Here is an 18,714-nt window from a genome sequence, read left to right as displayed (position 1 = left end):
TATTATAGATAATAATATACTGGTTATTGGTAGTCATGATTTGTTAATAGATATACTGGCAGATTTAATAAAAAAGTATGATAAGGATATTAATTTGATATCGGCAAATGTTGGTAGTTTAGGTGGTATTCTTTCAATTGCTAAAGGATATAGTCATATGGCAGGTATGCATCTATTGGATCCAGAAACAGGCGAATATAATATTCCTTATATAAAAGAATACATGGATGAATTTAGATTAATGAATTTATCCTATCGAGAACAGGGGTTCATCGTTCAAAAAGGTAATCCTAAGAATATAAAGGACTTTAAGGATTTAACAAAAGATGTGATTAGGTATATAAACAGGCAAAAAACTGCTGGTACGAGAATATTATTAGATTATTATTTAGATAAATATGGATTATCTCCAAAGGATATACATGGATATTCAGATGAGGAATATTCTCATGTAAACCTGGCTTTAAAGATTAAAAAAGATATGGCTGATGTTGGACTTGGTATAAAAGCAGCGGCTAATATATACGATTTGGATTTTATTCCTGTAGCACATGAAAGATATGATTTATTAATTCACGAAAGCTTTCTAAATGACAAAAGATTTGAAATGATAATGAATATAATTACATCAAAGGAATTTAAGAAAAAAGCAGAAGAATTAGGTGGTTATTCTTTAAAGGATACAGGAAAAATATGGGAGGTAGTAAGATGAAAAAAAGATTTCAGGTATTTGTTCCAAGAGTGGAAATTTATGAAAACTTTATTGATAAATTAAATATAAGAACGAAAATTATAGAATTAAATACAGAAAATTCAATAGGATATGCATCTGCAGAAGAAGTATATTCACCTGAAAATTTACCAGGGTTTGATAAATCGACAATTGATGGATATGCAGTAATAGCGGAAGATACTTTTGGTGCAAGCGATGGAAATCCTGCATTTTTGAAGGTAATTGGTGAAGTGTTTATGGGAGAAGAATATACAGGAGAGATAAAACCAGGAGAATGTGTAAAAATTCCTACAGGTGGCATGCTTCCAAAAGGAGCTAATGCATGTGTAATGATTGAAAATACAAAAGAATTTGGAAAAAGAGTTGAGATATATAAATCTGTTGCACCAGGTGAAAATGTTTTAAAAATGGATGAGGATGTAAGTAAAAATAGCATAGTATTAAAGAAAGGAGAAACGATAAACATAGGCCATATTCATAATTTAATGAGTTTGGGAATAACAAAAATAAAGGTTTATAAAAAACCAAAGATATGTATTGTTCCAACAGGTGATGAAGTGGTAGAACCATCTGAAAATAGAAGAAAAACTCAAATTAGAGATGGAAATTCATACGCATTAATGTCATGGTTAAAATTACAGGGTATTGAAGTAGAAAGATATAAATTGATAAAGGATGATCCAGAAGAATTTAAAGAAGGAGTTAAATGGGGATTGGAGAATGGAGATATTGTGGTAATTTCAGGAGGGAGTTCTTTAGGAGCACGCGATTATTCACTATCAACAATAGAACATTTTGGTGAGGTTTTATATAACGGGGTACAGGTAAAACCAGGTAAGCCTGTAATATTTGGGAAAACTGATGAAAAGATAATTTTGGGGTTGCCTGGTAATCCAACATCTTTTATTGTAAGTTCTTATTTATTTTTATTTCCAGTAATAAAAAAGGTATCTGGATTTAGCGAATTTGTTCCTGAAATAGATAAGTATGTAAGAATTACTACAAATGTTCCAACAGCACAGGGAAGGGAAAGATTTATATTTGTAAAGTTGGAAAGAAAGAATAATGAATTTTTAGCACATCCTATTTTGGGGAATCTGGAATTGCTTCTCCATTTAGAATGGCGGATGGTGTCGTAAGAATTCCGCTTGGTAAGGAGGGATTATATAAAGACGAATTATGTGAATTTTATTCATTTAAATAATATTTAGGGTTGGTGGATAAAATGAAAGAATATATTTTTCATATGGATGCTGGGAATTTAATATTAAAACCAAAATTAGACATGAAAAAGATTTATATTGAATTATCTTCGAGATGTAATCTTGATTGTCCAATGTGCTTTAAAAATACTTTTACGGATCCAGAAGGATTTATGACAAAAAAAACGTTTGATAAGATTATTGAGGATTTAAGGAATTTTCCTGAAATGGAACATGTGATTTTTGGGGTATTGGAGAATGCACAATGAATCCTCATTTTCTTGATATGATTAGAAGGGTAAAAAATGAAGGATATATGCTCACCATTACTTCTAATGGCTATATGCTTACAGATCTTTTGATTATGCAATTAATTGATTTGAAGGTTGATGAATTAGTTGTCTCTGTTGAAACGGGGATGTAGGACATCCAAGTTTCAAATATGTTGAAAAATTATTGGAAAAGATAGCAAAATACAAGGATCAAAGAAACACAGGAAAACCAGCATTATCGATAGAAACAGTATTAACTGAAAAAAACTATAAAGATTTTGGTAATATTGTTAAATCACTTCTTTCATATGGAATTAGAAAGGTTGTAATTTCTAATTTATTACCTGTGTCCGAGCATTTCTTAGGACTTGAATTATACACTGAAGATAGTAAAGAAAAAGATCTTGAATTAAGGAAGTTAATTTCAAATGCGGTAACTGCAAAGGTTAGTGCAGTTATTCCAAATTTTAAATTAAAAACAGAAAGACATTGTAATTTTATTGAGAAAAACGCTACAGTTATTAGATGGGATGGTGAAGTTGTTCCATGCTATAGGTTTTTGCATGATGGGGTTGAATATGTATATGGTCAGAAAAAAGAGATAAAAGCATATTCATTTGGAAATGTTTTAAATAAATCGTTATCTAAAATATGGAGTTCAAAGAATTATACGTGGTTTAGATATAAGGTAAAGAATGCATTATTTCCATCCTGTACTGATTGTGATTTAAAAGATGGCTGTCAGTTTGTGGAAACCACTGCTCAGGATTGTTGGGGAATGAACCTTCCTGTGCAGACTGCTTGTGGTGGAGAAATATAATAATGTGTCCATAAGATTAAATTTTATGTTATAATAATATTGATAACAAATTCAGAAGGTGAAAGAAATGGGAATATACGACCAATTGTTTAAAGAATTATTTCAGGATAAAGAAATGATAGTTGAATTCATTAATATGTTTCTACCCATTTTAAATAAGTATAATATAACGTCGGATAAAATAACTATAGAAAAAACTAAATTTACCGATTTAAAATATGGAGATAAGGAGTCTGATCTATTATATAAAATAAATTATGATGGTAATGAAGTATATGTATATCTATTATTAGAGCATCAATCAACAGTGGATTATTTAATGCAATTTAGAATACTGGAATACATGGTTAGAATATGGAGGAATTATATAAATGATAAAAAAGAATCAAAGACCAAAAGATTTAAATTACCTCCAATAATACCAGTGGTATTATACAACGGTAGCAGGAGATGGACAGCAGAAGTATGGTATATGGAAAAAGTAGAAAACTGGCAATTATTTGATCAGTATATACCGAGATTTAAATATGAAGTAGTTGACTTATCACAAATAGATAGAAAACAACTAATAGGGTTAAAAAATGCATTGGGATTATTACTGAGTATAGATAGAACGAACAAAAATGAAATCAGTGAAGCGTTTAATGAAATATCAAAAGCATTAAATAATTTATCAGAACATGAAAAAACAAAATTTGGAGAATATGCAAAAGCCTTTTTAAAAGTACTATCGCAAAAAAATAAAATAGAATATCTTGACCTGGAAATAGAAGAAATAGAGGAGGTGAATAACATGTTTGAAAGAGCAGTAAAAGCGGTTAGTGAGAAATTAAAAGAAACATATGATGAAGGTAAAATAGAAGGAATGAGATTTACTGCCAGAAACCTTTTATTAAAAAAATTTGGTAAAGATGTTGCAAAATATATTAATAATCTTGATTATCTAGCGCCTGAAAAAATAGAAGAAATAACAAATAATATATTTGATATTACGTTAGAAGAAACTATCGATATTTTAAAAAACATTTCCTCAAACTAAATTATGAAATTATTAACCCCTTCTCTAATGAAGGGGTTAATAATTGAATGATTTTTATTTTATGCATGTATATCGATTTCATTTAAATGATATTCTCTTCTTTTTCTTGTTTTCATACATAACTTCATCAGCTTTTGAAATAATAGAATCAAGTGTTTCTTCGTGGTTATATTCAACAAATCCAAAGCTTACACTATAATTAATATTTTCTTTTTTGCTGATTTTAGTGAGCTCATCAATTATATTTTTCTCAATGCGTTTTGCATCTTCTAATTTACAATTATAAAGAAAAACAAAAAATTCATCACCACCATATCTCGCTACAATATCAGATTTTCTTATATGCTTTTTTATAACATTTGCTATAATTTGAAGAGCTTTATCTCCTGCAGCATGACCATATTTGTCATTTATAGTTTTTAAATTATCAACATCGATAAATCCAATAGTAACAGGAGTCTTTTCTCTTTTAGAAAGCAGGATCAATTCTTCCATAAAGTAAAAACCAGCTCTTCTATTAAAAATCTTTGTTAAAGAATCATAATAAGCAAAATGTCTGAGTTTTTCTTCATTTTCTTTTAATTCTGTTATGTCTCTGCTAATTAAAGCAGCACCAATAATTTCAGATTTATCATTATAAATAGGATAATAATTGTTACTTACCCAATATATTGAGCCATCCAATCTTTTTATAGGTTTTTCTATAATAAAGTTTTTCTCATTTTTTAGAGCAAGATTAAACTCATCAAAAAATCTATCTTCGCCCTTAAATATATCTTTTAAGTTATCCCCTTCTTTTAAATCTCTACCAAAATCCCTTTTAGTCCAATATTTGAAAATAGAATTTGCAAATATTACATTTAACTCTTTATCCACATATAAAATTCCATCCATACTATTTTCGATTATAGACTTTAATAATTTTTCAGAATTTGCCAATTTTTCTTTTGTAACATTTAATTCTTTAGTATATTCGTTTAGCGAATTAAATAATCTTTCAATTTCTTCCTTTTGTTTTTTTGACAATTCAACCTGATTTCTTAATTCAAAAGTTCTCTTTTTTATCAATTTTTCCATTAGCCATATAATGAAAAGTAATAAGATAAAAGCTATTATAGAGACAATTAATAGTAAAGTAACCCATGTAGGTATTTCTGAGCGATGTGTATATTTATTAATTACTTGATAATATATTGAATCAGGAGTATCCTTTAAATTTTTTAGCTCACGATCAATTTTGGATATTAAATCTTTAAGTTCAGGATTGTGATATGTAAGATATACATTTATTAAATAAAAAGAAATAGGCGTTTCTGAAACGTTATATTTTTTATATAATAATTTTCCTGCAAATCTATTTACAACACCTGCTTCGATTTCTTTTTTTGATAAGGCTTCAAAAATCTCTTCATAAGTATCATATTCTTTGAATTTTATATTAAGATCGAATTCATCATTTATTTTTTTAATACCTTTATCCCCAATATAAAAAATATCTTTTTTCAATACACCGATTTTTTTATTTTTTAAATCAAAAAAAGCATTTATTTTTTCATTTTTTTGCGTATAAATTTTTCCGTAATTTATATAGAATGGAATTTTATTATAATAAAATATTTTATTTCTTTCTTCTGTGTATCCAGCACCTAAAACAATATCAACTAAGTCATTTTCTAACGAATCTAAAGTTTCAGAAAAAGGTAAATAAATATATTTAACATTTATGTTTTCTTTTTTGGTGATATAATTAAAAATATCAGGTAATATACCTTTTATTTTTCCTCCTTCTGCGTAAGATAAAGGAGGATTTTCATAAACGCCTACTTTTAAAGTTATACCGAAATAAAATGTAGAAACAACAAGAATTAATAATATTAATAATGTTTTTTTCATTATTCTATCACCCTAAATGTGAGTTTTCTATTTATTTCTCCGTTTTTATCAAATCTAATGGTTCCGAATTTTGAATTGAACTCATTATTTAAAATATAAGTTATCATTTTCTCTGGGATGTTTTCGACTTTTTTATAGGAATAATCTAAAATTTCCAGTGCTTGATATATAGTATATGCATAAATATTTGGCCTTTTATCATATTTAGTCAAAAATGTTTTTTCAAATTCAGAATTTTTAGAAAAATAACCTGGTAAAATTATGTTTTTTTTATTGTCGACAAGATTTATCAAATATTCATCATTTATCCATGGGAAAATAATGATATGTATATATGGATTAATTTTTTTTAATAAGTTTATTATTATCGCTGTTTTATTCAGAGAATTTACCATAATATAGGCATAATCTTCATTGTTATAATAGAATTTTATTTTTTCAATAGATTGTGTAATATCATTTAAAGGAATAAGATTTATAGTTCCAGAATAAAACTTGCTAAAATTCTCAAAAGAATTATTCACATATACTGGATTTTCGAAACCTTTTACAACAAAAATATTTGAGGTTTTAGAATTTAAATATTCTGCAATTTGTTTTTGCTCATTTTTATTTGTAAGGCTTGTTCTGATGAAATAATCATCTGAAGAAGTATATGAATCCGAAGTAATAGATGCCCTATTCCTAAAATTTTATCTTTTTTTAATAATGGATAGATTTGCTCAAAAGAAGTGGAATCTGTAGCAAATATTATTATTTTTATTCCTTTGTTTTTTAAATTATTATATGCTTTTAACGAATTTTCAGCAATACCTTTTGCATCTTCATAATAAATTTTTATATTTGAATGTTTATTTTTCTCTAAAAAAGATTAACTGTACTAATTATGTCTTTCATAGTAAAGGTTTCATCGCCGGAAAAATTAGCTATTATTCCAATATTTAAAGTTTTACTTTTTATATATAAAAATATTGAAAGTGCTAGAATTACTATTATTAAAGAAAAGAAATAAATTTTTTTCATAGAATTCCCCATATAAAAGATAATAACATCGTATTATACTATAAAAATTAAATTTTATTATTTATTTTATAATAAAAAAGTTTTTTGCTATCTTTACAAAAAGATTTCTTATATTCTCATTATATATAGCTATCAAATATTCATCATTTTTTTCTCTTGCTCTATAAGTTAAATTATAGCTTCCCAATAATATTCCTTTTTCATTTATCAATAGCTTTAAATGCATGTTTCTGTAATTGTTTATTATTTTAAACTCGATACCTTTTAGGAATCTTATATTAGAAAAATATTTTTCATTCCAGGAATCTGCAATAACTTTTATTTCTATATTTTTAGAAGATAATTTTTCTAAATCATATAATATTCTTCCATCGGTAAAGGAAAAAGAAAATACATAAAGATATTTTTTCGTAGAATTTATAAATTCATCTATTTTTTTATAGATATTTTTAGAAGGTCCAGTAACAAAATGTATTTTACCGATATCTTTTGATTTTATCTTTTTATCTATTATTCTTTTATTTTTACCAAAATTCCCATTTTCGAAATTACTGAATTCTTTTAAAAATAAATTAACAACTTCTCTATCTTCAGTATAAATAAAAATATTTAGATCTTCAAAAATGCTTCCCTTTGTGAAATTTCCTGTGCCAAATAAAACTTCCTTATCATCAAAATAATAAATTTTTCATGTAAGTAGCCATCTATATTTTTATCAGGAAGTATATTTTTACTTTCAAAATTCATCATCTCATATTCAACAAACCGGTAGTTTTATTGTTATCCAATAACTTTAAAAAAGTATCATCAATGCTTAATGAAACAAACTTTATATCATCTGAAGATAATGTTTTTTCTTTAATAAAATTGTATATTTCATAAGAAGGTGTAATGAAGATTTTATAAGAGAAAGAAAGCATAGAAACATTTATCATAATAAAAATAAATATTTTTTCATAATCTCCTCCAAAAAAATATATAAATATATATTATAACTATTATAACAAATTAAAGGAAAAACTGATGAAAAAATATTGTATAATGAAAAAAGGAATATTGAAGATTATATAATAGAGAATATATATTTTAACAATGAATTATAGAATTATTATTTTTTCTTGACATTAATAGTTGTTTTTGATATAATACAAAAAACAAAGAGGTGATCAGGATGAAAAAGAACAAATTTAATACAATGAAAAATAAATTATATTATTATTATACAGGAGGGCGCTTATGGTCTCCTGTGGTTTTTGATGTTTAACCACTTAAAATTCAAGGCCGTAAGTGCTAAATTAACGCACTTACGGCCTTTTTTAAATTTATTTTTTCGAGGAGGAAAAAATATGGCAATTAATGATTTGCGACTTGTTTCAAAGAATTATAGAGAAAAGACTTTAATTACTGTGTCTTCAAATGTTGTATTTGGAAAAGATTTTGTATTTATTGCAGGACCTTGCTCTGTGGAGTCAGAAGAACAAACAGTTAAGACTGCAATCGCTGTAAAAGAGGCGGGAGCTCATATGTTAAGAGGTGGTGTTTTTAAACCCCGAACATCGCCATATTCATTTCAGGGACTTGGCTTAAAAGGATTAAAAATATTAAGAAAAGCCTCTGAAATAACAGAATTACCTGTTGTAACAGAAGTGCTGGATCCCAGAGATGTTCATTGGGTAGCTGAATTTGTAGATATGTTGCAAATAGGTGCAAGAAATATGCAGAATTTTTCTTTGCTTCGTGAAGTAGGAAAGACCAATAAACCTGTATTATTAAAACGAGGAATGAATTCAACATTAATGGATTTTTTGCATAGTGCAGAATATATTTTAGCAGAAGGTAATGAAAATGTTGTGCTATGTGAAAGAGGAATTAGAACATTTGAAAATTATACCAGAAACACATTAGATATATCTGCAGTTCCGTCTCTGAAAGAACTCACTCATCTTCCGGTTATTGTTGATCCATCACATGCAGCGGGTAAAAGCTCATTAGTACCTCCTCTTGCACAGGCAGCTGCTGCAGTAAGTTCTGATGGATTAATTGTTGAGGTTCATATTAATCCTGAAGAGGCTTTATCTGATAAAGAACAAGCATTAACTCCTGAACAATTTAAAGAAGTTGTAAAAAAAGTTTTTGCAATAAGAAAAGCTATAGAAGATTAAAGTTAAAGGAGTTGTATGTATGGATTATATAAAAATATCTAAATCAGTTGTAAATGATGTATGTACTATTCCATCATCTAAAAGTTACTCAATAAGAGCATTATTTGCAGCATTGCTTAATTGCAAAGAGGCTAAATTATATAATGTTTCAAATTGCGAAGACTCATTAGCTACCATTGAGGTTATAAAAAAATTAGGAGCAAAAATAAAAATTGAAAGAAAATCTGATACCAGTATGGATTTAACAGTAAAAGGGACCTGTGGTTTAAAGAATGAAATAAATAAATCTTCTTTTAATTGTGGAGAATCAGGTTTATGTGCAAGAATGTTAATCCCAATACTTGGATTGATTGGTAATGATAAGTATTTTACTGTTACAGGCAAAGGCTCTCTATTAAAAAGACCTTTTAACGCAGTTTATTTTTTAGAGGATTTTGGCTTAAACATTTCTTTGAAAGATAATAAATTACCTGCACTGGTAAAAGGAAGATTATCTCATAATAATGAAATAATCGATCTTTCATTAACCACACAGTTTTTTTCTGGTTTGTTAATGTCATTGCCAATTATTGAAGGTAAAAGTATTTTGAGAGTTATTAATAAAACCAGCGTTCCTTATGTTATGGCAACACTTGATGTGATGAAAGAGTGTAATATAAGGATTAAATTTTCAGATGATTTAACTAAATTTGAAGTTATAGGTGGTCAAAATTATTCATTTTCTGAATATACCGTTGAAAATGACTGGTCGGGTGCAACATATATTCTTGTTGCGGGTGCAATTGCAGGAAATATAGGAGTGAAAGGACTAAATTTCGAATCTTTTCAGGCAGATTCTGTAATAGTAGATATATTAAAAGAAGTTGGAGCAAGTGTGGAATACAAAAATGATATATTATACGTTTCTAAAATAAATAATACTTATAAACCATTTAAATTTGATGCAAATAATTCTCCTGATATTGTTCCAACTCTGACAACATTGGCAACACAATGTGATGGAATAAGTGAAATAAATAATGTAAATAGGTTGAAGTATAAAGAAAGTAATAGAATAAAAAGTTTAATAGAAGCATTTACAAATATAGGAATAAAAATCTGGTATGAACCAAAAAACAACGGAACATTGTATATAAAAAGTGGAAAAATAAAAGGTGGTATAGTTGATCCTGAGAATGATCATAGAATAGCTATGACTCTTGCAGTTGCAGGGCTTGTAAGTGAGGAGGGTGTAATAATAAAAATCCATCATGTGTAAAGAAATCTTTTCCAAATTTTTTTGAAACATTGAAAAAAATAATTGAGTAGATTGGAGTGATAATATGACGAAAAATATTCTTATTTTAGGACATGGAAGAATGGGAAGTTGGTTAGCAAAAGAATTATCGAAAACTCCAAATATTAATATTATGGTTTATGATATTAAAGTTAATAAGAATAATATAAGCAATTATTATTTAACAGATGACTTTAATAAAATAAATGAATTTAATCCGGATCTTGTTTTAAATTGTGTTTCGTTATCAAATACAATTAAAGCATTTGAGAATGTATTGGAAAATATAAAAGTTAATAAAAATATTGTATTTGGAGATATAGCTTCTATAAAAGGAGAGGTAAAAAGTTTTTACCAAACAAATGATTTAAAATATATATCATTTCATCCAATGTTTGGTCCAACATTTGCTAATATGGGAAATTTGAAAGGAGAAAATATAGTTTTTATATCAGGTTCTGAATCTGAGTACTTAGAATTTTTTAAATCATTCTTTTTACCATATAACTTAAAATATTATTTTCTTGATTTTGACGAACATGATAGGATGATGGCTTATTCTTTGAGTGTCCCTTTTATATCTTCATTGGTTTTTGCAGGTTGTGTTGATAAAACCGTGGTTCCTGGAACGACATTTGCAAAACATTTATCAATAGCAAAAGGAGTATTAATGGAAGATACAGAATTAGTTTCTGAAATTTTGTTTAATTCTTTAACAGTAAATGAAATTGGTCGTATAACTTCTAATTTAGAGTATTTAAAACATATTATAAAAACGAAAGATAAAGAAGAATTAGGATATTTCTTAGATAAATTAAGAAAAAATGTATTATAGGAGGAATTATGGATATAATTGATAAAATACCATTTTCAAAAACAATAGAAATTAATTCTTTAGCTAAAAAGTTAAAAAAAGAAGGGAAAAATATAATAAATTTAACTGCAGGAGAACCAGACTTCTCAACTCCTCAAATAATTATTGAAAAGGCAAAAGAAGTATTAGATGAAAATGCAATAAAATATACAAATAGTGATGGAATTCAGGAATTAAAGAATACCATTTCGTTATTTCTAAATAGAAAAAATATTATGTTTTCTTCTGAAGAAATAATAATAACAAATGGTGCTAAACAAGCATTGTTTAATGCATTGATTTCTATATTAAATGAAGAAGATGAAGTTATATTATTTTCGCCATTTTGGGTTAGTTATATACCTGCAATATTATTAAGTGGTGCAAAACCAGTAATATTAGAAACAAACTTTGAAAATGCTTTTTTACCAGATATTGAAAAGTTAGAAAAATTAATTACATCAAAAACGAAAATTATTATAGTTAATTCTCCGAATAATCCTACAGGAGTGGTTTATCCTAAAGAAATTATTAAGGGATTGCTGATATTGCTAATAAAAATGATATTTTTGTTATAACTGATGAAGTATATGATTCGCTGGTATATGATAAAGAATATTATTCTTTTGCCAATTTTGTAGATGAAAATTTATTAATATATATTAATTCCTTTTCAAAGAGTTATGCTATGACTGGTTGGAGATTGGCTATGTTGCCTTAAAAAATAGTTTAATATATAATAGAATTTTAAAAGTGCAATCTCATTCAATAACTTCAGTAAATTATGTGACTCAAAAGGCAGCTACTGTAATAGATGAAGTGGATAATACATATATGATAGAAGAATATAGAAAAAGAAGGAATTTTGTAGTTGAAAAATCTAAAGAAATAGGGCTTGAATTTGTATATCCAGAAGGTGCGTTTTATCTATTTTTCAAATCTCCATTATATAATGATGAATTATTTTGTAAAAAGCTTCTTGAAGAAAAATATGTAGCTTTAATACCTGGAAGTGCTTTTAATAAAAAAGGTTTTGTGAGATTATCCTTTTCAAAGCCAATAGAAATTTTAAACGAGGGTTTTAAAAGAATAGAAGAGTTTATCTAAATAAATAGCCACAGCATTTGCTGTGGCTAAATTAGTTAAGGACATAGAAAAATACGGCAATAAAATGTGAGACACTACCGCCTAAAACAAATAAATGCCATATCATGTGCCCGTAAGGGAGTTTTCTCCATATATAAAATACCGCGCCTATTGTATATAGAAGCCCACCAGTAACAAGCCATATAATACCGCCTAATGGTAGGCTTGCTATTAATGGTTTAATTGCAAAAATTATCATCCATCCCATGGCTATATAAAGTAATGTAGATAATATCATAAATTTTTTTACAAAAAATGGTTTTAAAGCAATTCCGATGAATGCAAGAATCCAAACTGTAATAAATATGGTCCATCCAGTCTTTCCATTTAGAGTTACTAAAGTAAATGGTGTATATGTTCCGGCGATTAGCAAATATATTGAAGAATGGTCGATAATTTCTAATATTTGTTTTGCTTTTTTGTTTTGAATACTGTGATAAAGAGTTGAAGCTAAATATAATAAAAATAAACTAATTCCATAAATGGTTACACTCAATGTTTGCAAGCTATTTCCTTTCAAAGCAGAAAATACTATTAATACTATAAGGCCTATAAGACTCAGTAAAGCACCAACACCATGTGTAATTGAATTTGCAATTTCCTCACCTAATGTATATTTTTCATGATTTTCTAAATCTTTTATAATATTCACCTTCTATCGATGTAATTTTTTTTCAATCTCTAAAACTAAACCTTCTGCAGTGGCTAAATTTGTAGCCAATGGTATATTATGAACATCACAAACCCTCATTAGAGCTGAAACATCAGGTTCATGAGGTTGTGCTGTTAATGGATCTCTTAAAAATATTACGAAATCCATATTACCAGAAGCTATTAATGCCCCAATTTGCAAATCGCCTCCGTAGGGTCCTGAAGCAAATTTTGTTATTTTTAACCCAACCTTTTCTTCAATTAAAGTTCCTGTGGAACTTGTAGCGTATAAATTACATTTTTCAAAAACATGTTTCCATTCTTTTACAAACATTACTAAGTCCAATTTTTTCTTGTCATGTGCAATTAAAGCAACATTAATCATTTTATCCCTCCAATATCTTTTATTCATAAATATTATATCATATTAAAACAAAATAAAAACGGCCTGAATTTTCAGGCCGTAAAATAAAATTCCGTTTCTAATTATACCACAAAAAACAGTTTTTGTCAAGAGGTTATTTTTTTAATTTTTTCAATTTGAAAAATTCTTCTCTTTCGAATTCCTCTAATGTATCCTGAATAAATTTTATTGATTCTTTTAATTGAGGAATAACAATGTTTTCAAGAGCAGAAACTCTTTTTTTGTCTTTTTTACTTCAAATGCAAGTTTATAAACCTTGTTTTCTATCATTGAAGCTTCAGTTATCAATTCTAAAACGGTTTTAAAAGAAATATAAGCCTGGTCAAGTGCGGCATCTGTTCTATATATTTCATAAGGTATATCTATCTGTTGTTTTTCACGATATATTTCTGGAACTTCAACTCCCATAATACTTCTAAATCTAATTTTTAGATTATCATATTCAGGAACACCATTTGCATATTCTTCAACATTTTCTATACCTAAATCCAGATTTGCCAATTGTAAGGATTCATAAGCTTTTTCAAATATAGTTAAAATTCTTTCCTGTATTTCTTTGGCTTGATCTATTAAATCGACCAATTCTTTCATAATAATATTTCTTTTTTTCTCTAATAAATCATGTCCCTGTTTTGCGAGTTTAAACTGTTGTTTTAAGTTAATTAAATTTCCTTTTGTTGGAATAGTTTGGTTAAAAATCATAATTTCACCTTCAATCTGTTGGTAGAAAGGTTACCTTTCATTATAATACTTTTCAATATATTCTTTTTTGATTCTTGTTAATTCTGTTTTTGGAAGTATTGAAAGTATTTTCCAGGCCAAATTAAGCGTTTCTTCAAGAGGTCTTTCCTCATCAAAACCCTGATTAATAAAAATTTCTTCAAATTCTTTACCAAAACTTAAGTATAATCTATCTGTTTCGGATAAATCATCTTCACCAATAATAGCAGCTAATGATCTTATTTCAAATACTCTTGAATATGATGCGAACAATTGAGATGAAACATCTGGATGATCATCTCTTGTGTAACCTTTACCTATACCATCTTTCATTAATCTGGAAAGCGAAGGTAAAACGTTAATTGGTGGATATATGTTTTTTCTATGTAAATCACGAGATAGAACAATTTGACCTTCTGTTATAAAACCAGTTAAGTCAGGAATAGGATGTGTAATATCATCATTTGGCATTGTTAAAATTGGTATTTGAGTAACAGAACCTTCTTTTCCTCGTATCATTCCCGCTCTTTCATAAATAGATGCAAGGTCAGAATATAAATATCCAGGGAAACCTTTTCTTCCAGGAATTTCACCTCTGTAATTTGACAATTCCCTTAATGCCTCACAGTAATTAGTCATATCATTTAGTATAACAAGTACATGTTTTCCTAATTCAAAAGCCAGATATTCTGCAACAGTTAAAGCCATTCTTGGTGTTGCAATCCTTTCTACAACAGGGTCACTTGCTAGGTTTAAAAATACAACCATATTTTTAATTGCGCCACTTTCTTCAAAATTTTTAATTATAAAATTAGCATCATCTTTTTTAAGACCAATAGCTCCAAAAACAACAGCAAATTCTTCATTTGACTTTAATTTTGCCTGTTTAGCAATTTGAACTGCTAATTTATTATGAGGTAAACCATTACCAGAAAAAATAGGTAATTTTTGTCCTCTAATTAATGTTAACATACTATCTATTGCTGAGATTCCAGTTTGTATAAAATTTCTCGGATATTCTCTGGCAGCAGGGTTAATAGCAGAGCCGTTAATATCAATGCTCTTTTCTGCTATAATTTCTCCCATGCCATCAATTGGTCTTCCCAAACCATCAAATGTTCTTCCTAAAATATCAGGTGATAAATTAATTTCTAATGGTTTTCCTAAAAATTTAATTTTTGGTTGTGTTAAAGATAAACCCTGTGTTCCCTCGAAAACCTGTATAACAGCAGCATCTTCACTGACCATAATAACTTTACCAGTTCTTTTAATATTTCCAGACTCTATTTCAACAACTTCATCATATTTGATGTCTTTAATATTTTCTATTACCATAAGAGGACCACGAATTTGAGATACACCACTATATTCCCTTATTGCCATGAGCTCACCTCCGGTGAGATTATTATTTACTGTAAATTCCTTCTAACTTTTCAAAATGTTCATTTAACATATTTTCTATATTTTTAAATTCAGCGATTTCCTTTATTTCTTCTTTCATAGTTAATAATTTTGATACCATTTCAGAAGGTAATATTTGACTTAAAGCTATTGATTTTTCAACGTATTTTTTAGCTCTGGTATATGTATCCATAATTATTTTAATTAGATTATACTGTTTTTCTAAAGGACAATATGAATCAACTTCGCTAAAAGCACTTTGTTGTAAAACACCAATTTTTATTATCTTTGATATTAAGACGACTAATTTTTGATCATCAGGTAAAACATCTTCACCGACTATTTTTATTATTTGTTGTAATCTATCATCTTCTGTTAATAATTTCATTGCCTCATCTCTATAATAATTCCAATCATTAGTTACATTTTCAGAGAACCATTCTTTTAAATCTTCAGTATATTCACTATAACTGGTAAGCCAGTTAATTGATGGATAATGTCTTGAATAGGCAAGATTTTTATCCAGACCCAGAAACATTTTACAAATCTTTTAGTATTTTGTGTAACGGGTTCTGAAAAATCTCCACCAGGAGGTGAAACAGCACCTATTATAGTAACAGAACCTTTTGTTCCGTTTAAATTTTCTGTAAGTCCTGCCCTTTCATAAAATTGTCCAATCCTTGATGCAAGATAGGAAGGATAACCTTCTTCTGCAGGCATTTCTTCAAGACGTCCTGACAATTCCCTTAGAGCTTCTGCCCAACGTGATGTTGAATCAGCCATTATTGCAACATTGTATCCCATATCTCTAAAATATTCAGCTATTGTAATCCCGGTGTATATAGAAGCCTCTCTTGCAGAAACAGGCATGTTTGACGTATTTGCAATTAATACTGTTCTATCCATTAACGGTGCACCAGTTTTTGGATCCTTTAAGTTTGGAAATTCTTCCAAAACTTCTGTCATTTCATTTCCGCGCTCTCCACAACCAATATAGACTATTATATCAGCATCAGACCATTTTGCTAATTGGTGTTGAGTTATTGTTTTTCCTGTTCCAAAACCTCCAGGTATAGCAGCTGTTCCCCTTTACTTATAGGGAAAAATAAATCAATAACCCTTTGCCCGGTTATCAAAGGAATCTTTGGTTCTAATCTCTTTTTTACAGGTCTTGAAATCTTAACCGGCCATTCCTGATACATTTTTATTTCTTTTATGCCATTTTCTGTTTCTATTTTTGCCAATACCTCAGTAACTTTATAATTTCCATTTTCTTTGATTTCTATGATTTTTCCACTAATATCTGGAGGAACCATGATTTTGTGAGTTAAACTTTGAGTTTCTTGAACTTCAGCTATTACATCTCCACCAGATATAAAATCTCCGGCTTTTTTGATAAATTTAACTTCCCATAATTTTGATTGATTAAGTCCAAAAGCATCTATTCCTCTTCCGATAAATGAACCGGATTTTTTTATTAATTCATTTAAAGGTCTTTGAATTCCATCATAAATACTACCAAGTAATCCAGGGCCTAACGCTACAGAGAGCATTTTTCCAGTTCCTTCAACAGGTTCGCCTGGTTTTAACATGGAAGTTTCTTCGTAAACCTGAACTGTGGCGATATCTTCGTTTATACCAATAACCTCACCTGTTAATTTGAAATTTCCTACTTTAACCATTTCGTTCATAAATAATCCTTTGGCATCTTTAACCTTAACAACAGGACCATTAATTTCTTTAATCTGCATTAATATCACCTACCTCTTCTAAAACAAAGCCAAATATTTTATTCTTATTTTCCTGTATATAAGATTCTATGGTATTTCTTATTATTAAGTTTTTCCCTTTTAATATAATTCCACCTTTAATAGTATCATCTGCTTTTATTTGATGATCTGTTATAAATGATTTTACAATATCGACATCTTTGGAATTACATAATACTATAAAGTCTTCATCTATGATTTTAACAGCATCATTATATAGCTTCTCATAGAAATATTTTTTCTTTTTTGGTTCGAGGTCAATTAGTTTTTCTTCTAAATTAGCCAATATTTTCATTAATAAATCATTTTTTAATTTCAATTTTTCCTGTTTAAGTTGAAGTTCTGATTTTGATTTAGCTAATTTTACAATATGATTAGCCTTTTCATTAGCTTCTTTTATCTTTTTATTACTGATTTTTTTTATTTCTTCTTCATAACTTTCTACGACTTTATTATATTCCTCTTCATATTTTCTTTTTAAAGAATCATATTCTACTTTAAAATCTTCTTCTAACAATTTCAACATTTTTTCGAGTTTATTTTCAATTTCATTCATTTACTCTCACCCCAATAGCTTCCTCTACATATCTGGTAATAAAGTCCTTTTCTCCACGCCAGCCATGTCTATCTGGTATAACAAAAATTAGAGGAAGTTTTCCAGAAAGTTTATGTGTTTTTAATTCTTCTGATATTTTTTCAGCAGCTAATTCGGTTATAAGAATAACTCCGTATTCTTTATTATTTAAAGCATTATTAAAGGCTTCAAGGATTTCATTCCTTTCATGAACGACAACACCACTAACACCACTTAACCTGAGTCCTGTAGCGGTATCGATATTGTCGCTGATGAGAAAGAATTTCATATATTATATCCTCCCAAGAATCATTATAGTAACAATCAAACCATAAATTGCAATACCTTCTGCCAATCCAACGTAGATTAAAGTCTTTCCCAATAATTCAGGTTTTTCACTGATAGCTCCAACAGAAGCAGCACCAACCATACCAACACCAACACCTGCACCCACTGCAGCCAAACCTGTTGCTAAAGCAGCACCAATTAGTCCCAAACCTGTGTTATTAGTTGTGTCTACTGTGGTTGTTGCTGTTTGATTATCAGTAGCAGCATAAGCGGTTGAAGGATTTAAACTGATTAATGCGAACACCATAATAGCTACAAAAATTGCGATATTACCAGCAAAAACTTTTTTGCAAATTTTCTTGATTTTTCCGGATTTTTTGCAAAATAAAAACCAAACATAACTGTTAAGAATACAAGAATAAAAAGAGAAACAACGTATGCCATAACTAACACCTCCATAAAAGTTTT

At 28.2% G+C, this 18,714-nt stretch carries 21 protein-coding genes and 3 pseudogenes; 11 read left to right on the top strand and 13 right to left on the bottom strand.

All coding sequences use genetic code 11. From position 1 onward, the window contains the following. The first annotated feature begins 40 nt into the window (after nt 1-40). The 6 genes from DJ007_RS16320 (at nt 41) to DJ007_RS11935 (ending at nt 4,066) form a co-directional block, all read left to right on the top strand. The gene (locus tag DJ007_RS16320; RefSeq protein WP_206076362.1) at nt 41-712 is read left to right on the top strand and encodes a substrate-binding domain-containing protein; all 672 of its coding nucleotides are present in this window, start codon (nt 41-43) and stop codon (nt 710-712) included. Then, on the top strand, nt 709-1,872 hold the full coding sequence (locus DJ007_RS11950; protein WP_206076361.1) for a molybdopterin molybdotransferase MoeA: 1,164 nt from the start codon (nt 709-711) through the stop codon (nt 1,870-1,872). The genes DJ007_RS16320 and DJ007_RS11950 overlap by 4 nt, the downstream gene beginning before the upstream one ends. A gap of 86 nt (nt 1,873-1,958) precedes the next feature. Beyond that, a complete protein-coding gene (locus DJ007_RS11945; protein ID WP_129409788.1) occupies nt 1,959-2,204 on the top strand; it encodes a hypothetical protein in 246 nt (81 codons plus the stop codon). After that, entirely contained in the window at nt 2,201-2,359 is a 159-nt protein-coding gene (locus DJ007_RS14890; protein WP_165974159.1) for a hypothetical protein, read from the top strand. Before DJ007_RS11945 ends, DJ007_RS14890 begins: the two co-directional genes overlap by 4 nt. 32 nt (nt 2,360-2,391) lie before the next feature. Beyond that, nucleotides 2,392-3,027 carry an SPASM domain-containing protein gene (locus DJ007_RS11940; protein ID WP_129409787.1) on the top strand — a complete coding sequence of 212 codons (636 nt, stop codon included), beginning with the start codon at nt 2,392-2,394 and terminating at the stop codon, nt 3,025-3,027. Between the two features lie 67 nt (nt 3,028-3,094). After that, nucleotides 3,095-4,066 (top strand): Rpn family recombination-promoting nuclease/putative transposase, encoded by a 972-nt coding sequence (locus tag DJ007_RS11935; RefSeq protein WP_129409786.1) that lies wholly within the window; start codon nt 3,095-3,097, stop codon nt 4,064-4,066. Between the two features lie 78 nt (nt 4,067-4,144). Here DJ007_RS11935 and DJ007_RS11930 read toward each other — a convergent pair whose 3' ends face one another. Next, the gene (locus tag DJ007_RS11930; RefSeq protein WP_129409785.1) at nt 4,145-5,959 is read right to left on the bottom strand and encodes a GGDEF domain-containing protein; all 1,815 of its coding nucleotides are present in this window, start codon (nt 5,957-5,959) and stop codon (nt 4,145-4,147) included. Next, on the bottom strand, nt 5,959-6,483 hold the full coding sequence (locus DJ007_RS11925) for a type 1 periplasmic-binding domain-containing protein (RefSeq protein ID WP_129409784.1): 525 nt from the start codon (nt 6,481-6,483) through the stop codon (nt 5,959-5,961). The genes DJ007_RS11930 and DJ007_RS11925 overlap by 1 nt, the downstream gene beginning before the upstream one ends. Nucleotides 6,484-6,845: 362 nt before the next feature. Here DJ007_RS11925 and DJ007_RS19405 point away from each other — a divergent pair, with 362 nt between their 5' ends. Next, on the top strand, nt 6,846-6,971 hold the full coding sequence (locus DJ007_RS19405) for a hypothetical protein (protein ID WP_276318767.1): 126 nt from the start codon (nt 6,846-6,848) through the stop codon (nt 6,969-6,971). A 72-nt stretch (nt 6,972-7,043) separates the two neighbouring features. Here the strand turns inward: DJ007_RS19405 and DJ007_RS18200 are convergent, their stop codons facing one another. Together DJ007_RS18200 and DJ007_RS11915 are read right to left on the bottom strand one after the other, a co-directional pair. Further along, nucleotides 7,044-7,403: a phospholipase D-like domain-containing protein gene (locus DJ007_RS18200; RefSeq protein WP_240739594.1), complete on the bottom strand. Its 360-nt coding sequence runs from the start codon at nt 7,401-7,403 to the stop codon at nt 7,044-7,046. Between the two features lie 325 nt (nt 7,404-7,728). After that, a complete protein-coding gene (locus DJ007_RS11915; protein ID WP_129409782.1) occupies nt 7,729-7,917 on the bottom strand; it encodes a hypothetical protein in 189 nt (62 codons plus the stop codon). A gap of 411 nt (nt 7,918-8,328) precedes the next feature. Between DJ007_RS11915 and aroF the strand changes: the two genes are divergently transcribed. From aroF to DJ007_RS20500, 4 genes and pseudogenes are all read left to right on the top strand, one after another. Further along, complete coding sequence (gene aroF / locus DJ007_RS11910; RefSeq protein WP_129409781.1) at nt 8,329-9,144, top strand: 3-deoxy-7-phosphoheptulonate synthase; 816 nt, start codon at nt 8,329-8,331, stop codon at nt 9,142-9,144. A 19-nt stretch (nt 9,145-9,163) separates the two neighbouring features. Further along, complete coding sequence (gene aroA / locus DJ007_RS11905; protein ID WP_129409780.1) at nt 9,164-10,402, top strand: 3-phosphoshikimate 1-carboxyvinyltransferase; 1,239 nt, start codon at nt 9,164-9,166, stop codon at nt 10,400-10,402. 64 nt (nt 10,403-10,466) lie between these two features. After that, on the top strand, nt 10,467-11,255 hold the full coding sequence (locus tag DJ007_RS11900) for a prephenate dehydrogenase/arogenate dehydrogenase family protein (protein ID WP_129409779.1): 789 nt from the start codon (nt 10,467-10,469) through the stop codon (nt 11,253-11,255). An 8-nt stretch (nt 11,256-11,263) separates the two neighbouring features. Next, nucleotides 11,264-12,380, top strand: a pseudogene (locus tag DJ007_RS20500) (aminotransferase class I/II-fold pyridoxal phosphate-dependent enzyme). 31 nt (nt 12,381-12,411) lie between these two features. On the opposite strand, the gene trhA reads toward DJ007_RS20500, so the two are convergent. The 9 genes and pseudogenes from trhA to DJ007_RS19400 form a co-directional block, all read right to left on the bottom strand. Next, the gene (trhA, locus tag DJ007_RS11890; RefSeq protein WP_129409831.1) at nt 12,412-13,062 is read right to left on the bottom strand and encodes a PAQR family membrane homeostasis protein TrhA; all 651 of its coding nucleotides are present in this window, start codon (nt 13,060-13,062) and stop codon (nt 12,412-12,414) included. 12 nt (nt 13,063-13,074) lie between these two features. Then, nucleotides 13,075-13,455 carry a methylglyoxal synthase gene (locus tag DJ007_RS11885; RefSeq protein ID WP_129409778.1) on the bottom strand — a complete coding sequence of 127 codons (381 nt, stop codon included), beginning with the start codon at nt 13,453-13,455 and terminating at the stop codon, nt 13,075-13,077. Between the two features lie 133 nt (nt 13,456-13,588). Continuing rightward, nucleotides 13,589-14,196: pseudogene (locus DJ007_RS11880) on the bottom strand (V-type ATP synthase subunit D). A gap of 30 nt (nt 14,197-14,226) precedes the next feature. Next, complete coding sequence (locus DJ007_RS11875; RefSeq protein ID WP_129409777.1) at nt 14,227-15,597, bottom strand: V-type ATP synthase subunit B; 1,371 nt, start codon at nt 15,595-15,597, stop codon at nt 14,227-14,229. 22 nt (nt 15,598-15,619) lie between these two features. Further along, nucleotides 15,620-17,366, bottom strand: a pseudogene (locus DJ007_RS20495) (V-type ATP synthase subunit A). Then, on the bottom strand, nt 17,356-17,940 hold the full coding sequence (locus tag DJ007_RS11865; RefSeq protein ID WP_129409776.1) for a V-type ATP synthase subunit E family protein: 585 nt from the start codon (nt 17,938-17,940) through the stop codon (nt 17,356-17,358). The pseudogene DJ007_RS20495 and the gene DJ007_RS11865 overlap by 11 nt, the downstream one beginning before the upstream one ends. Continuing rightward, on the bottom strand, nt 17,933-18,247 hold the full coding sequence (locus DJ007_RS11860) for a V-type ATP synthase subunit F (RefSeq protein WP_129409775.1): 315 nt from the start codon (nt 18,245-18,247) through the stop codon (nt 17,933-17,935). Before DJ007_RS11860 ends, DJ007_RS11865 begins: the two co-directional genes overlap by 8 nt. Before the next feature lie 3 nt (nt 18,248-18,250). Further along, nucleotides 18,251-18,553 (bottom strand): ATP synthase subunit C, encoded by a 303-nt coding sequence (locus tag DJ007_RS11855; protein WP_206076356.1) that lies wholly within the window; start codon nt 18,551-18,553, stop codon nt 18,251-18,253. Between the two features lie 5 nt (nt 18,554-18,558). After that, the gene (locus DJ007_RS19400; RefSeq protein WP_276318766.1) at nt 18,559-18,690 is read right to left on the bottom strand and encodes a hypothetical protein; all 132 of its coding nucleotides are present in this window, start codon (nt 18,688-18,690) and stop codon (nt 18,559-18,561) included. Nucleotides 18,691-18,714: the final 24 nt, after the last annotated feature.

Origin of the sequence: Marinitoga lauensis (assembly GCF_004135675.1) — a bacterium.
Lineage (GTDB): Bacteria > Thermotogota > Thermotogae > Petrotogales > Petrotogaceae > Marinitoga > Marinitoga lauensis.
Note: the sequence above shows the minus strand (reverse complement) of the source record. Positions and strands in the feature narration are given on the sequence as shown.

Coding starts and splice junctions, on each gene's coding strand:
- DJ007_RS11950 (WP_206076361.1), top strand. CDS start 709: ATGAAAAAAAGATTTCAGGTATTTGTTCCAAGAGTGGAAATTTATGAA.
- DJ007_RS11945 (WP_129409788.1), top strand. CDS start 1,959: ATGAAAGAATATATTTTTCATATGGATGCTGGGAATTTAATATTAAAA.
- DJ007_RS14890 (WP_165974159.1), top strand. CDS start 2,201: ATGAATCCTCATTTTCTTGATATGATTAGAAGGGTAAAAAATGAAGGA.
- DJ007_RS11935 (WP_129409786.1), top strand. CDS start 3,095: ATGGGAATATACGACCAATTGTTTAAAGAATTATTTCAGGATAAAGAA.
- DJ007_RS11930 (WP_129409785.1), bottom strand. CDS start 5,959: ATGAAAAAAACATTATTAATATTATTAATTCTTGTTGTTTCTACATTT.
- DJ007_RS19405 (WP_276318767.1), top strand. CDS start 6,846: ATGTCTTTCATAGTAAAGGTTTCATCGCCGGAAAAATTAGCTATTATT.
- DJ007_RS11915 (WP_129409782.1), bottom strand. CDS start 7,917: ATGATAAATGTTTCTATGCTTTCTTTCTCTTATAAAATCTTCATTACA.
- aroF (WP_129409781.1), top strand. CDS start 8,329: ATGGCAATTAATGATTTGCGACTTGTTTCAAAGAATTATAGAGAAAAG.
- aroA (WP_129409780.1), top strand. CDS start 9,164: ATGGATTATATAAAAATATCTAAATCAGTTGTAAATGATGTATGTACT.
- DJ007_RS11900 (WP_129409779.1), top strand. CDS start 10,467: ATGACGAAAAATATTCTTATTTTAGGACATGGAAGAATGGGAAGTTGG.
- DJ007_RS11885 (WP_129409778.1), bottom strand. CDS start 13,455: ATGATTAATGTTGCTTTAATTGCACATGACAAGAAAAAATTGGACTTA.
- DJ007_RS11875 (WP_129409777.1), bottom strand. CDS start 15,597: ATGGCAATAAGGGAATATAGTGGTGTATCTCAAATTCGTGGTCCTCTT.
- DJ007_RS11865 (WP_129409776.1), bottom strand. CDS start 17,940: ATGAATGAAATTGAAAATAAACTCGAAAAAATGTTGAAATTGTTAGAA.
- DJ007_RS11860 (WP_129409775.1), bottom strand. CDS start 18,247: ATGAAATTCTTTCTCATCAGCGACAATATCGATACCGCTACAGGACTC.
- DJ007_RS11855 (WP_206076356.1), bottom strand. CDS start 18,553: ATGGTGTTCGCATTAATCAGTTTAAATCCTTCAACCGCTTATGCTGCT.
- DJ007_RS19400 (WP_276318766.1), bottom strand. CDS start 18,690: ATGGCATACGTTGTTTCTCTTTTTATTCTTGTATTCTTAACAGTTATG.